This is a genomic window from Nitrospirota bacterium (assembly GCA_030645475.1).
Lineage (GTDB): Bacteria > Nitrospirota > Nitrospiria > Nitrospirales > Nitrospiraceae > Palsa-1315.
This window is the reverse complement of record JAUSMA010000065.1, coordinates 99589-114180: the sequence shown is the minus strand read 5'-3', so window position 1 is coordinate 114180 and position 14592 is coordinate 99589. Positions and strand designations below refer to the sequence as shown.

The 14592-nt window shown below is 57.4% G+C and carries 15 protein-coding genes; all 15 read right to left on the bottom strand.

The features are described 5' to 3' along the window. Positions 1-289: 289 nt before the first annotated feature. Complete coding sequence (locus tag Q7U76_13320) at positions 290-979, bottom strand: GGDEF domain-containing protein (GenBank protein MDO8357365.1); 690 nt, start codon at positions 977-979, stop codon at positions 290-292. Positions 980-1255: 276 nt separating this feature from the next. Further along, complete coding sequence (locus Q7U76_13315) at positions 1256-2008, bottom strand: FliA/WhiG family RNA polymerase sigma factor (GenBank protein MDO8357364.1); 753 nt, start codon at positions 2006-2008, stop codon at positions 1256-1258. Positions 2009-2047: 39 nt separating this feature from the next. After that, a complete protein-coding gene (locus tag Q7U76_13310) occupies positions 2048-2908 on the bottom strand; it encodes a MinD/ParA family protein (protein MDO8357363.1) in 861 nt (286 codons plus the stop codon). 12 nt (positions 2909-2920) lie between these two features. Beyond that, positions 2921-4279: a flagellar biosynthesis protein FlhF gene (flhF, locus tag Q7U76_13305; GenBank protein MDO8357362.1), complete on the bottom strand. Its 1359-nt coding sequence runs from the start codon at positions 4277-4279 to the stop codon at positions 2921-2923. Positions 4280-4287: 8 nt separating this feature from the next. Next, positions 4288-6414, bottom strand: a complete 2127-nt coding sequence (flhA, locus tag Q7U76_13300; GenBank protein MDO8357361.1) for a flagellar biosynthesis protein FlhA — start codon at positions 6412-6414, stop codon at positions 4288-4290. Between the two features lie 12 nt (positions 6415-6426). Further along, the gene (gene flhB, locus Q7U76_13295) at positions 6427-7515 is read right to left on the bottom strand and encodes a flagellar biosynthesis protein FlhB (protein MDO8357360.1); all 1089 of its coding nucleotides are present in this window, start codon (positions 7513-7515) and stop codon (positions 6427-6429) included. After that, positions 7508-8290 (bottom strand): flagellar biosynthetic protein FliR, encoded by a 783-nt coding sequence (gene fliR, locus Q7U76_13290; protein MDO8357359.1) that lies wholly within the window; start codon positions 8288-8290, stop codon positions 7508-7510. The genes flhB and fliR overlap by 8 nt, the downstream gene beginning before the upstream one ends. 25 nt (positions 8291-8315) lie before the next feature. Continuing rightward, on the bottom strand, positions 8316-8585 hold the full coding sequence (gene fliQ, locus Q7U76_13285; protein ID MDO8357358.1) for a flagellar biosynthesis protein FliQ: 270 nt from the start codon (positions 8583-8585) through the stop codon (positions 8316-8318). Between the two features lie 104 nt (positions 8586-8689). Further along, positions 8690-9472 carry a flagellar type III secretion system pore protein FliP gene (fliP, locus tag Q7U76_13280; GenBank protein ID MDO8357357.1) on the bottom strand — a complete coding sequence of 261 codons (783 nt, stop codon included), beginning with the start codon at positions 9470-9472 and terminating at the stop codon, positions 8690-8692. Then, positions 9459-9845, bottom strand: coding sequence for a flagellar biosynthetic protein FliO (locus Q7U76_13275; protein ID MDO8357356.1), 387 nt, complete (start codon positions 9843-9845; stop codon positions 9459-9461). Before Q7U76_13275 ends, fliP begins: the two co-directional genes overlap by 14 nt. A 22-nt stretch (positions 9846-9867) precedes the next feature. Beyond that, entirely contained in the window at positions 9868-10224 is a 357-nt protein-coding gene (fliN, locus tag Q7U76_13270) for a flagellar motor switch protein FliN (GenBank protein ID MDO8357355.1), read from the bottom strand. Between the two features lie 29 nt (positions 10225-10253). Next, entirely contained in the window at positions 10254-11228 is a 975-nt protein-coding gene (gene fliM, locus Q7U76_13265; GenBank protein MDO8357354.1) for a flagellar motor switch protein FliM, read from the bottom strand. A gap of 21 nt (positions 11229-11249) precedes the next feature. Then, positions 11250-11813, bottom strand: coding sequence for a flagellar basal body-associated FliL family protein (locus Q7U76_13260; protein MDO8357353.1), 564 nt, complete (start codon positions 11811-11813; stop codon positions 11250-11252). A 310-nt stretch (positions 11814-12123) separates the two neighbouring features. Further along, the gene (locus Q7U76_13255; GenBank protein ID MDO8357352.1) at positions 12124-13860 is read right to left on the bottom strand and encodes a flagellar hook protein FlgE; all 1737 of its coding nucleotides are present in this window, start codon (positions 13858-13860) and stop codon (positions 12124-12126) included. 60 nt (positions 13861-13920) lie between these two features. After that, complete coding sequence (locus tag Q7U76_13250; GenBank protein MDO8357351.1) at positions 13921-14586, bottom strand: flagellar hook assembly protein FlgD; 666 nt, start codon at positions 14584-14586, stop codon at positions 13921-13923. Positions 14587-14592 lie beyond the last annotated feature (6 nt).

Genomic DNA, 14592 nt, shown 5'->3' with positions numbered 1-14592 from the left:
GTTGCTCCTTGCGTGGCGTTGACGCCAGGTCATATCGCAACATGCATGCCAAGGCTGACACCACGAATAAGAGCCGGACCGTCCATGTGAAAATGCTGAAATCAGCAGGCAACTGAGCCGCACCGGTAATCTCTATCGATCGGTGATCGAGTGGGGGAAATGAGCAGGGGCACAACGGACTAGGAAGAAGCTGCCGGAGTAGGAAAAATATCGCTGGTCGAACAGGGCAAGAATGAGGTGCCGGGATATTCGAGTACTGAGGTTGGAAGGCGCTCTGAGATTCGGAAGATTACGGAAGAAGATCGGCGAACGAGGTCGCTGGCTGCGCAGGCTCATGAGCCTTTGCATGGGTCTCTGGTGAGGAAAACCGTACGGCCTGCCCATGGGATTTTGCATGTTTCACGGCCTGCAGAGCCTGTGAGATCAAGCCCTCCTGTTCCGTCGCATCATCCGGATACCGTGCGATGCCGATGCGGCACGTCAGGAAGAACTCATGGCCGTCCAAGGTAAGAGGCAGCCCGACCGTGGCCTGGAGTTTTTCCACAATCGCCGACACCTCTTGATGGGACGTGAAATTGTCGGCAATCACGGCGAATTGCTCCGGCGTCAGCCGCGCGACCGTGTCCATCGAACGCAGAACACCCTTTACCCTCGCAGCCTGTACACGTACGAGTGCATTACTATTAGCCTGACCTTGACTCTCTGCCACCATCCGGAAATGTTCCAGCTCCACCACGAGCACCGTGAGTGGGCGACCGGTTTTAGCCGCGCGACCGACCGCTTGATCGAGTAAGGTTTCAAATAATCGCCTGGTGGGTAACCCTGTCACGTAATCATAGGCCGCCACCTCAGAGCCACTGTCCCTAGACGCGTTCCGGCGGAATCCATGCGGACGAAGCCTCCTGAACCACAGGCCCCCAACGATCAGGAGACCGAGCAGGCAGAGTCCGATGAGACTCGGAAGAAGAGACAGCGCCATTGTGGCGTCTCCCGCGCCTGACATCATGGCATTCAAGGCCATAGAGAAGAATCCAATGTATGCACGCTCATGTACCATGAGGGTCGTCACGGATTTCCGGAACCAGTCAATGTGAGAGATTTACCACTGACTGTTTCGGTTGGTGGCAGGAAAGACTTGAGGATGGAGGGACACAGAACAACGAGCAGCAGCAGCGTCAAACGAGCTCCACGGCTCCCCCCCGCCACGGCAGGAACATCCCTGTGGTCGGGCTCAGGGGAGCGGAATCCCGCGCACTCATTGCAGCACGTGCAGGCTTCCCTTGAGGTGCAAAACCGCTTTGGTATGGATCTGACAGACGCGAGATTCCGTGACTTTCAACACGCGGCCGATTTCCTTCATCGTCAATTCTTCGTAGTAGTACAGCGTGAGCACGAGACGTTCCTTCTCCGGCAATTGCTGAATCGCATTCGTCACCGCCGTCCGTTCCCGCTCACCGAGAATCGTCGCGAGTGCATCGGGTTGGTGCGTGTCGGCGAGCATCGTGAGAATCTTCTGTCCGTTCGGCTCGTTGACCTGAATATCGTCCAGGCTCACCAGGACAGCGCCACGGGCGCGCGACAGAAACTCGTCGAGTTCGGCTTGCGTCATCTTTAATTCTGTCGCCACTTCCTCATCCGTCGGAGGCCGGCCGAGCCTGTTCATCAACTCGGTATGCGTGCGCTGTAACAACGAAACCCGCTCATGCACCGAACGAGGGATCCAGTCCATGGAGCGAATTTCATCCAGCATGGCCCCCCGAATGCGAAACTCGGCATAGGTTTTAAACTTGGCCTCCCGAGTGGGGTCATACTTGTCCATCGCATCCATCAATCCAATGACGCCGACCGACACGAGGTCTTCCGCATCCATATAGGCAGGCAGTCGGAAGGCCAGACGATGGGCCATCGCTTTCACGATATGCGCGAACTCTTTAATGATCCGTTCGCGTTGCGCTTCGAGCGCGGGGCCGACCGCTGGGCTTGGTTGTGTCGCAATATTGTTCATCATCAGTATGCTTTCTGTGTTCGTATCACCATGGACCTACCTCTAGGCCGTGTGGATCAATTGGCGCCACAAGAACTGCACGGTACTCTTCGGAAGTTGAGGAACTGGCCATTCTGCGATCTGCCCCGCAAGCTGGACGAACGCTCGACTGGCGGGCGAATGAGGAAAACACTCTGTCACCGCCTTCTGCTGAAGAACCGCCATCGGCAGGTAATCATCGAACGGGATATACCCCATGTACTCCAAATTGATATGCAGGAAACGATCCGCGGCCGCATCAAGCTTCCGGAAGGTCTGCGTCGCGTCGCGCTGACTCTTCACCATGTTGACCAACACTTTAAATCGGCGTTCCCGATGCTGCCGGCACAGGACTTTGATGAGCGCATAGGCGTCAGTCAGGGACGTCGGTTCCGGCGAAATCACGACGACCGTTTCCTGCGCCGCAGAGGCAAAATAGGTCACATTGGGAGAAATCCCTGCTCCGGTATCGATCAACAGCACGTCCACCGTTTTCGCCACCTCTTCCAGCTCGCTTTGCAGCAGCAGTTGCTGCGCGTCGCTTAAGGATGTGAGTTGTGGCAGGCCGGAGCTTGCCGGCAGCACCTGGATGCCGGCGGGACCGGGAATGACGATATCGGACAAGTGGTGGGAACCGGCCAGCACATGCTCCAACGTATACCGGGGCACCAGCCCCAAGAGCACATCGATATTGCCCAATCCCAAATCAGCATCAAGCACTAGTACTTCTTTGCCGGCTCGCGACAATGCCACGGCAAGATTGGCCACGACATTGGTCTTCCCAACCCCGCCCTTTCCGCTCGTAACCGTAATCACATGGGTGTATGAACTTTCACGACCGACCATCGGTTTCGCGGTGTCCTTTGTACTCAGCAGATACTTCATGCGGGAGCCTCCCTACTGCGCGTGTTGTGGCGTCGTGCCGCCGACGGAAGCGAGCATGTCGCATCCACGGGGTGACGAGAGGCCTGGTGATGTGACGTGAACAGAACCACGTTCGAGCAACAGATCGGCCAACCGTCCCGGTTGCGCCAGCTCGAGATCTTCCGGCACTTGTTGACCAATCCCCCAATACGAGAGGGGCAAGGTCGTCTGGTAGGCCAGTTCGAAGAGATTTCCGTATTCAGCTGTCTCGTCTAGCTTGGTAAAGAGTAGACGGGTCGGCGCACAGACGTCATACCGTGCCACCGTGCGACGGAGATCCTGCATCCTGGTGCAGGCGGAGAGGACGAGATGTGTCTCGATCGGGCCGTACGAGTCTTTCAGCCCGCCAAGATGAGCCAACCGCGCCGTCTCATTCGCGCCAAACCCCGGGGTATCGATAAGAATAAGATTGGCCTCGCGATGACGGCGGATGCCATCCATCACGTCAGCCGTAGTCTGCGCGGTCTCAAGCGTCACGCCTAATACATCGGCATACATGCGAAGATGTTCGACCGCCGCCGTACGGCAGGTATCCAAGGTGATCAATACAACTGATTTGTGCTCCTCCAGACGGTAATGTGTCGCGAGCTTCACGATCGCCGTGGTCTTGCCGACTCCGCTCGGGCCGACAAACATGGCGACATTGTAATTGTCCCCCGGGCTCAAGAGCGGCCCGCTGACCCGAATGGCCTCCTCAAGGAGCCGATGCAGCGTCTCCTGAATATCGCCATCTGTCAGGGTCGTCTCCGACGCAAGCCGTCGGCGAAGCGCAAGACAGAGATTCTCGGCGCTGGCCGGGCGCAGGCCTTGGGCGATCAACTGACGGCAGGCCCGGGCAATGGGAACGGGAAATCCTGCGCCACCAGTCGGCGCGGCATCGGGCAACGACGTCGTCAGGCGCTGATGCAGCTCTTGGAGATCCTGCTTCAACCGATATACTCGTTCCGTCGACTTAACGCGCGGAGACACAACCGGTGACGGCACAGGGGCCGACTGGACACTGGGTTGGGTCGTGGCGGAACGACGGAGTAAGGCGCTCAGGGTATCCTGAAACAGAGGAGCGGGCTCCGGTGCCGCAGGAGGGGTAGGCGTCACCGGCCGCGCTTCCTGCCGTTGTACCGGGACAGTCGGCTGAGGGATCGGCGCGAATTCCTTCGCGTCGCGATCGGTCGCCGCGGTTACCTCCAGCAACGGTTTACCAAATAATCCAAAGGGCAAGCTCCCCTGGCGTACGCGTTTCGTCGACAAGATAATGGCATCAGGCCCCAGCTCTGCCTTAATGTCGCGGATGGCCTCGTGCATGGTTTCAGCATGAAACAACTTCACTTTCATGGCTCACCTCACAATCGTGGGAGTTCGACATCCAACCTGATCGTATCCAGCGATTGAAGCTGGACCATTGCATCGATTTCATTGAGACCCAGCACCGGCACCGTGCGCAGAATCCGATCGGTCAAGCGGCGGATATGGCGCCGCAACGCCGGGGAGCAGAGCACTACCGGCTGCTGGCCACGCGCCGCGACCCGTTCCGCCGCCTGTTTCAACGCCGTCAATAACTTCTGGGAGGTACCAGGATCCAGATTCAGCACGCCCCCCTGCGGAAGCGCCGCGACCTGTTCACTGAGCGACCGATCTAAACGCGGATCCAATGTGATGACAGGCAACGTGCCGTCCGGAGCTTGATGCTGGCGCGTAATGGTTCGTGACAACGCCTGCCGCGCAATTTCTGTGAGTAATTCAGGATCTTTTGTCGAGCTTGCATGATCGGCAATCGCTTCAAGGACGGAACGCAGATCGCGGATTGGAATCCCTTCACGCAGCAAGTTCCCCAGAATGCGCACCACCGAGCCCAAGGGCAGTAACGTGGGAATCAATTCTTCGACGAGTCTGGGATGCGCCTTGGCCGTCTCGTCCAGCAACGCCTGTACCTCTTGACGGCCCAATAGTTCATGTCCATGACGTTTGATGATTTCAGACAGATGGGTCGCGATGGCCGAGCTGGCATCGACAACGGTATAACCGGCCAATTGCGCTTGTTCACGCATCGACTCCGGCACCCATAATGCGGGCAACCCGAACGCTGGCTCCTTGGTCGCCACACCCTGGATGGCGCCTCGCTGAGCTGTCCCTGGATCGATCGCCAGGACGTGCGACGGCAGCACCTCGGATTTCGACAATTCCACCCCCTTTAGCATGACGGCATACTCGTTGGGACGGAGTTGCAGATTGTCGCGAATATGGATCGGCGGCAGGAGAAAGCCCATCGTCTCGGCAAACTGTTTCCGCAGACCTTTGATACGTTCCAGCAGGGCAGTCCCATGCGTGCCTTCAACCATACCGATAAGGCCATAGCCCACCTGGACTTCCATCAAGTCGAGGGGAGCGACGTGAGATGCCGCCTCTTCAGATTTCGCAGCCGCAGCCGCAGCCGCAGCCGGGGCCGGCGTTGACTGCGTCGCTTGCTCTCCCTGTTGAGAGAGCCGGTAGGCTAAATAGGCGGCGGCTCCACCCAAGCCAAGAAATGCTAGGTGGGGCAGGCCGGGAATCAGGCCGAGGGCCAGCAAAATCCCGGCGGCGGTCCCCACTGCTTTGGGCGACACCAGGACTTGCCCCATAATATCGGTGCCGAGGTCGCCGTCGGACGCGGCGCGCGTCACAATGATGCCGGCTGCAGTCGACACAATCAGCGCCGGGATCTGTGCGACCAGCCCCTCACCCACCGTCAACAACGTATAGGTCTGCGCGGCCAGACCGGGACTCATGCCCTGCTGCAAGACGCCGATCGTCAATCCGCCCAAAATGTTCACGAACACGATGATGACCGCCGCCGTGGCATCGCCACGCACGAACTTACTGGCGCCGTCCATCGATCCGTAGAAATCGGCCTCTTCGGCAATTTCACGGCGTCGACGTCTCGCTTCCGTCTCGTTGATCAACCCGGCATTCAAGTCCGCATCGATACTCATCTGCTTCCCGGGCATAGCGTCCAACGTGAACCGCGCGGCCACTTCGGCCACGCGTCCGGCGCCTTTCGTCACGACGACAAAATTGATGATGACCAAAATCGCGAAGATTACGAGGCCGACCGTGTAGTTTCCGCCGACCACGAAGTTTCCGAACGCCCGAATCACCTCTCCCGCCGCTCCGGCTCCTTCGTTGCCATGGAGCAGAATGAGACGGGTCGAGGCGATATTCAGCGCGAGACGAAGGAGCGTGACCATCAGCAGCACGGACGGAAACGCCGAGAATTCGATCGGCCTCCGCACTTGCAAGCCCACAAGCAGGATGATGACCGACACGGTAATGTTGAAAGCCAGGAGGAGGTCGAGAAGAAATCTCGGCAGCGGCAACAGCATGACCATGATCACCGACACCACACCCAAAGACAACATAATGTCCGGGTGTTTGATGATCGACTGCGGTGAGAGGATCGGAGGCGTTGCCTGAATCGAGGTTTGAGCAGCCATATAATTTACACCTTACCTAGGCGCCTGTTTTGGCGTGAAACCGCGGGTGCGATAGACAAATGCCAGAATTTCTGCGACCGCCAGATAAAGATTGGAGGGTATCTCCTTACCGACCTCTACGAGTTTGTAGAGCGTCCGGGCCACAAACTTATTCTCGATCACCGATACGCCATGTTGCCTGGCCACTTCTCGAATCCGCTCAGCGAGAAAGCCCGCTCCTTTGGCCACGACGATGGGAGCGCCTGGCCGCGCGGTATCGTATTTCAGCGCGACGGCCAAGTGCGTCGGGTTAGTCACGACGACGTCCGCGGTCGGGACTGCAGCCATCATCCGTTTCTTCATCATCTCCCGCTGCATACTCCGCACGCGGCTCTTGATCTGCGGGTCGCCTTCCGAACTGCGATGTTCTTCCTTCACTTCGGCATGGGACATGCGCAACGAACGTTCCCACTCGAACCGTTGATAGAAATAGTCGGCGCCTGCGACGACGACGAACGCGCCGGTCACCGAGGCGGAGACTTTCAGGGTCAGCCATCCCATGACGGTCAGCAGACCCCAGATGTCATATTCCACGAGTTCCGGGAGCCGGCCCATTTCCCCTCGGAGGACGAACATACCGATGGCGGCAATGACCGAAATTTTGAGCAGCGCTTTGATCAACTCAGAGAGCGAACGGAACGACACCAGTCGGGAAAACCCCGACATGGGATTCAAACGCGAGGCGTCGAACGGAAATGAGGTTTTCCACATGAATCCCGTCTGCGCAAGCGAGGCGCCGGCTCCTGCGACCGCAAGGCCGCCCAAGACCGGAAGGAGCAACAGGATGGTCGACATACAGACTTGCACGACCAAGGAGTGAATATGATCGATGGTGAGACTCGCCTGAACTCCGCGATCGAATGAATTGGACAACCCCAGACGAATGACGTCGGTGAGCTGTTGCACACCGGGACGAATCAAAAAAAACAGCAGTCCAACTCCTGCGAGCTGCATGGCCGCCGTGGTCACATCACGGCTCATCGGGATGTTCCCCTCCAGTCGGGCATCCGCTTTCCGTTTCTCACTCCCCGGTTCTGTTTTATTATCTTTATCGTCAGCCATGTCCCATGATCCTCAAGAGACCATTGATGGTCTCGTGCAATCCGATGAATTCCCGTTCGAGCATCGAAACCATAAAGGGTAACGACAAACCCAAGACCACGAGCCCCGCGGCGATGGTCAGGGGAAAACTCAGCACGAAAATGTTGATCTGTGTCACGGCTCGCCCCAACATGGCCAGCAGGATATTAATGAGGACGACCGCCACGAGAACCGGTCCAGCCAGCTGCACGGCCACTTGAAACATATGCTGCGACAGGTGCAGCACTTCCTCGCCGACAGCGGGCGAGAGGTGTGCGCCGAACGGTGGAATCGACTCATAACTGGAGACGATGGCCGCCACGACCATCATGTGGGCATTCAGCGAGAGAAAAACCAAGGAGGCGACGACGCTAAACAGTTGCCCGACCATCGGGGTGGAATGCGAGGTCATCGGATCCAGGAGCTGCGCGATACTGAACCCCATCTGGCTTCCGACAATTTCTCCGGCCACCTCAAGCGCGGAAAAGAGCAATCTCACAGCCATGCCGATCACGAAACCGATCATCAGTTCACTCACAAGACCTGCCGTCATGGCGAGGGCGTCCGGAGGAACCGGCGGAAGATGCATGGCCGGCGCCAATGCCAGGGACAACATCAGCACAAGCGCCAATTTGATTCGAGGCGGGACGGTCCGTCCGCTCAACATCGGCATCGCCGTCACGATGCCCCCGATGCGGGAGGCCACGACGAGAAAGGACTGAAATTCAGGCAGCAGAAGATGGAGTGGCTGTGTCACGTTCATATTCGTTCGCCAACCGATGTCAATGCACGTAATTCGGAATGTTGGTGAAGAGCTCCGTCATAAATGTCGTCATCACACCCAACACCCATGGCATAAAAACGACGATGGCGCCGAATATGGTCAAGACCTTCGGCACAAACGTTAATGTGGCTTCATTCAACTGTGTCATGGCTTGCAAGGCACTGACCGCCAACCCGACGACGAGGCTGAGCCCCAGAAAGGGCGCGGACACGAGCAACGTGGTCTCTAAGGCCTGACGCCCTAACTCTGTCACCATCTCAGGTGTCATCTCGCTCGCTCCTTTCGAATCTCGCTCACGGCACGAGGCTCGTGGCTAGAGGCAATGGGAAAATTCTCGGACTGCGACTGACTGGCCTCTCGCCTCTAGCCTGTTCACTGGAAACTTTTGACTAACGATCCCACGATGAGATACCAGCCGTCTGCCAACACAAACAGAATCAGTTTGAATGGAAGAGAAATCATCACCGGCGGCAACATCATCATACCCATGGCCATCAAAATGCTGGCCACCACCATGTCGATAATCAGAAAGGGGATGTAGATCAAGAACCCGATCTGAAACGAGACTCTCAATTCGCTGAGAATAAAGGCCGGAATCACCACATGAAGAGGAACCTGATCCACCGTTTCCGGCTTTGGAATCTTGCCGAGGTCGATGAAGAGCTCCAGATCCTTATCTCGGATCTGTCTCAGCATGAAGGCGCGAATCGGTTGAATACCTTTCGTCCAGGCTTCCTCATACGAAATCTTTTCAGCCAGCAACGGCTCGACCGCCTGGCTGTATACCGTCTGCCCCACCGGTGCCATGACAAAGACGGTCAGAAACAGAGCCAGGCTGATCAGGACCTGGTTCGGGGGCACTTGCTGTGTGCCCAACGCCTGACGGAGGAATGAGAGCACGATGACGATTCTGGTGAAGGACGTGACCATGATAAAGAAAGCCGGCGCGAGCGAGAGCACCGTCAACAACGCGAGGATTTGAAAAACGACGGCGGTTTGCTTCGGACCGGTCTGCCCCAAATCGATGGTGACGGAAGGGTTGGTCCCTCCTACGGCATCCTGCACAAGACCGAATGAGAGCCCGCAAGTTAGTGCGATCAAGAAGAGACAGGCCGAAGGAGCCGGTAACGCCAGCCGGCGGTTAAGCAATAGCATGGCCGCCTTTCATCTCTGTCTCTATCTGCGCTGATAGGCCCGATGAGGGTACAGAAGAAACCTGCGACGGAGCGGCCGCCGCCTTGGCCAGCAATTGTCGAACCTGCTCCTGATCCGTAATCCGCCCAAAAGACACCAGATCTGTGGGGGTGACGCCGACGATCAGGAACTCTCCTGCCACCGATACGAGCGAAATCGTCTTGCGGGGACCGAGGTAACCGCTTCCCAGCACCTGCACGATCGGCGCAGTCACAGGCGTGAACAGTCGCGCGCCGCCAAACCGCCGAACCAGCGCAACCAGCCCGGCGATAAGAGCTAGGACCAGCGCAAGGGCCGCCGCCATACGTAAGAAGCTGTCCCAGAAGTCGACCATGCCGTCTCCGTCTCCCCTAGTCCTAGCCGAGTTGCTGAACCCGTTCGACCGTGCTGATGACATCGGTCAACCGGATGCCGTATTTCTCGTTCACCACCACCACTTCACCGCGCGCTATCAGCTTATTATTGACCAGCACTTCCATGGCTTCGCCCGCAAGTTTTTCGAGTTCGACCACAGACCCCTGCCCGAGCTGCAGTAATTCTCGAATTGCCATCTTGGTCGACCCCACCTGCACGGTCACCTGCATGGGAATATCGAGGATAAAATCCAAATTCTTCTGCGCCGGCACAGCTCCACCATTGTCGACCTGCGGAAACGAAGCCACCGGAGGGGACGATGTACCGGATTCAGGTTTTGTGACGTCGGTATCAGCCATAGATCGTTCTCCTCAACAACAGGGCTCGCTTACGCAATCACCTTCGATACACGACAGGCATGGTTCCCCTTGAAGACACCGGGGCTTCCTTGAAACTTCAAATATCCCTCGACAAAACAATCCAGGGGATCGCCCGGCCGTTGATCCAAGACGATGACATCTCCCGCCGTAAAGTTGAGCACGTCTTGCACCTTGACGGAGGCGGTCCCGAGCCTGACGGCGACATTGAGTTCGCATTCTTGCAATCTCTCCCGAAACCGGCCGGCCCACCCGCCGTCTTGCTCGACATGATCGGACACCAGTCCCGAATAGAGCTTTTCTTTGATAGGTTCGAGCATGGAATAGGGATAGACGATGAACATATCGCGGGCGGTTTCACCGATCACCACTTGCAGCGTCACCACAGCCACGATCTCGGAGGCGGAGACCACCATGGCAAACTGGGGGTTACTTTCCGAGCGCACATGCTGGATCTTGACCGTCATCAGCGCTTCCCAGGCTTTCTCGAGATCGAGGAAGGCCTGCTGGACCAGTTTTTTGATGACGCGCAATTGGATCGGCGTAAAGTCGCGGCCTTCCGGTTTGACGTGTGTCTGCCCTTTGCCGCCGAAAAAGTAATCGACAATCAGATAGACCAGGAACGCGTCCATGACAAAGAGCCCGTTACTCCGAAGCGGCTCCATATGAAAGACGTTCATCGAGGACGGCATCGGCACCTTCTTGAGGAATTCGCCGAACTTGGTGATCTGTGTGCCGACGACGGCGAATTCAATCGTGTCATGGAGCGCCGCCCCCCACGAAATCGTTTGCCGGCGAATGAAACGATCGTTGATCAACTCGAGCGTCGGCATCCGTCCGCGAATGATCCGCTCTTGATTGAACAGATCGAACTGCTTAGCCCCCGATGCAGCAGCCGGCTCCTCTGCCGGTTTGGATTCGACGGCACCGGAATCAACTCCCTTTAAGAGAGCATCGATTTCGTCTTGGGAGAGGATTTTTTCCATAGGTCCGGATCGTCCTTGTGGCTACTGCACGACGAAGTCAGTGAAATACACCGTATGGACGGCCGGTTTGGGGAGCAGACTGTTGACCCGCTGCGTAATTTCGTCGCGCAGCTGGAATTTCCCCTGGGTCGTACGAATCGACGAAGATTCTTTGCTGGTTAACAGCACAAGAATCGTATCGCGTACCTGCGGGATGCGTTCGGTCAAGGCATCCGCCCCCTCCTGATTGTCCATCTCCAGCTTCACCGTCAGCTTCAAATACTTCACATCTTGGGCATCGGCCAAGTTGACGATGAAGGGGTCCACATCGAACATGACGCCCTTAGCCACGACGGCTTTCCCCTCTCCTTTATGCCCGCTCTCGCCGTGACTCTCGGCTTTCGACTCGCTGGCTTTCGGTTCGCTGGCCTCTGTTTTCGCCTCGTCGCCTCCATGCCCTCCAGAGGTCATCTTGAAAATTGCGAAGGCCGCTCCGATGCCCAGCAAGAGAGTCCCGACAACAATGATGATGACCATTTTCATGGGGATCCCGGCGGAGACTGCGACCGGGGCCTTCCCATCTTCAGCAGCTGCTGCATCTGACATAAGATCCTCCTCTAGTCCAACGGTGTCAGGAACAGGGAGTTTGCAATGCGTATGCCACAAGAAATTCGTTCAGTTCGACGCGCCTCAAGCGAGGAACCCACGCCAAATGAGTAGATTCGTCGTAACGGAGGAGAGGAAACACAGAGGATGAGAGGACGGGACGCCAGTCGATTGACGATGTCAAAATCCTGACAGGGAACGCCAGTCGGACAACAGATCGATGACGAGGGTATCGGCTCCTGGGAGAAAGAATGGCTCCCGTGAGGTGGGTCACGCGCGCGGCGGCGCATGACCCACCCATCACAGCGGACTACCGCTTGAGATTGACGAGTTCTTGGAGAATCTCATCGGATGTCGTGATGACGCGAGAGTTGGCTTGGAAACCACGTTGGGCGGCGATCATGTCGATAAAACTTTCACCCAAATCGACATTCGACAGTTCCAGCGTATTGGACTTCAATTTGCCCAATCCCGCGCTCTCCGGAACTCCCGTCACCGGTTGCCCTGAGTTGCCGGACTCCGCAAAGGTATTGTTCCCGGTTCGAGTCAAACCAAGGGGGTCGGGAAAACGTGCCAAAACCACTTGAGCCAGCGCCCGCAACTGACCGTTGGAGAACCGTCCATTGATGACCCCGTTCCCGTCGACCGAAAAGGCCTGGAGTGAACCGGCCGCATACCCGTCTTGCGTCAGTTGAACCACCGCGGATTGCGAGCCGAACTGAGTCGTGCCGTCCAATCCGTTACCACCCTCCGTCGTGACACTGGTGCCATAGTTATAGGTGAGCAGCTGATCGGGCGTCGCCCCGTTGAAATCGATTTGCATTTGCCCCGGCACTGTCCCGGCTGTCCCGGCTGCCGTCCCTGTATCAAACCGGATGGCCACACTCTCGCGGTCGAGCGTACCGTCCGTGCCAAATGTGAGGGTCCCGGCCCCGACCCTGGTGATGCCGAGTGTGGCATCGATATTCGCCGAGGCATAGTTGGCCGTCACCACGTCATTGCTGTTGGCCGTTACATTGTAGTTCCAGGTATTACTTCCGGCCTTGGTGAAATAGGTCGTGAGGAGGTGACTATTTCCAAGAGAATCGTAGACGGTCATCGACGTCGAAAAATTCGAGGTCCCTGTCGGATCGGCAATACTGAAGTTCGTGCCTGTCGTGGATGTCCCGGCCAGCATATTGAGGTTCGCGCCCAAGGTGTCGGCGCCATTGGCCGTGACGACGACCGCTCCTGTGCCGGTGGTCGTGTTATTAGTCACCCCAGCGAGCCCTGACGCAAAGGTGAAAAACCCCGCCGCATTGACCGAAGCGGTGAAGCCTGTATAGGCGGCGGTTCGAAACGGGTCGGCGGGCGTCAACGCACGCACACCGTTCTGAATGGCGGTGGCTAAGGCCGCGCCCGTCAAGCCGGCAGCCACTGTTACGACCTGGGCCCCGTCGCCGTTCAAATTGATATTAAATGAAAGGTTGCCGACGGCACTCGTCGTGGCAGATGCCGCGGAGCCGACGACATTCCCTTCCACGCCCGTAATCGGTGCGGCTGAATTCAAGTTCGCAGCCAGGAACGCTAAATTTGTGTCATTCGGCGAAGCGGTGGTAGAGGGAAGCGACACATCGCCGATCGACCCGGTAATCGTCCCGGTCGTGTCGGCGAGAAAGCCCCGTAATTTAAAACCGCTCGGATCGACGACATTGTTATCCTTATCCAACCGGAACGTCCCCGCTCGACTGTAGAAGGTGCCGCCCTGGGCATCCTGCACAATGAAGAATCCGTTGCCGTCGATCGCCATATCGAGGACGTTGGCCGACGTGGCCAACGACCCCTGTGAGAAGTTGCCTTGCACCGACGTCAGCGCGACGCCGATGCCGGTCTGGACGGAACCGGATCCGCCCGATATCGATGAACTGATCAAATCGGCAAAGGTCGCTTTGCTCGATTTGAATCCGACCGTTTGCATATTGGCGATGTTGTTGCCGATCACCGACAAAGCGGTACCGTTCGCATTAAGTCCGCTGACACCGGCAAACAATGAGGACAAAAGACCCATGGTTTACTCCCTCCTTCTGAGTTCTATGACAATGAATGACAACAGCCTATTTCAGACTTCTTAACGAAACTCAATGACGGCGCTTGGATCGATCGTATTCTCGCCCGCAGCCAGTCTGGGCTGACCTTCGACCACCCGGATGCCGGAAACGGTCAGACGCGAGGTCGCCGTAATCGGCACCGGTTGATTCTGGCTATTCCTGGCCGCCACCGAATAGGTATAGGTCCCTGGCGGCATCAGCGTGCCGTTCCCATCTCGCCCGTCCCACACGACATGCTGCTCTCCAGCGCTCTGCGCTCCGAGATCGAGCGTCCGGATTGTCTGATTACTCGCATTCAGAATAGACGCCCTGACGGACACCGCATCCTCGTTCAGATTGTAGTCGAGCGGCGCGGGCCCCGAACCCAATGGGATAATCGCACCCTCGACACGCACATCCCTGCCAATCAGCGGCAACAAGGAATACTGCAGACTCGAGTTCTGTGCATCGAGAACCTTTCCCAGCAGGGTCGATTGATTGGAGCTCTGTTCCAGTTGGCTGAACTGCGCTAATTCCGCCACAAACGACGAGCTGTCCATCGGCTTCAATGGGTCCTGGTTCTTCAGCTGCGTCACAAGCAGATTGAGAAAATCGTTCTTCCCAAGTTCGGCCTGTTTCAACGATGCCGGCGTCGGATTGGCCGCGGATGCGATCGTCGATGATGTAGCTCCATTAATAGTGGCCATGATACG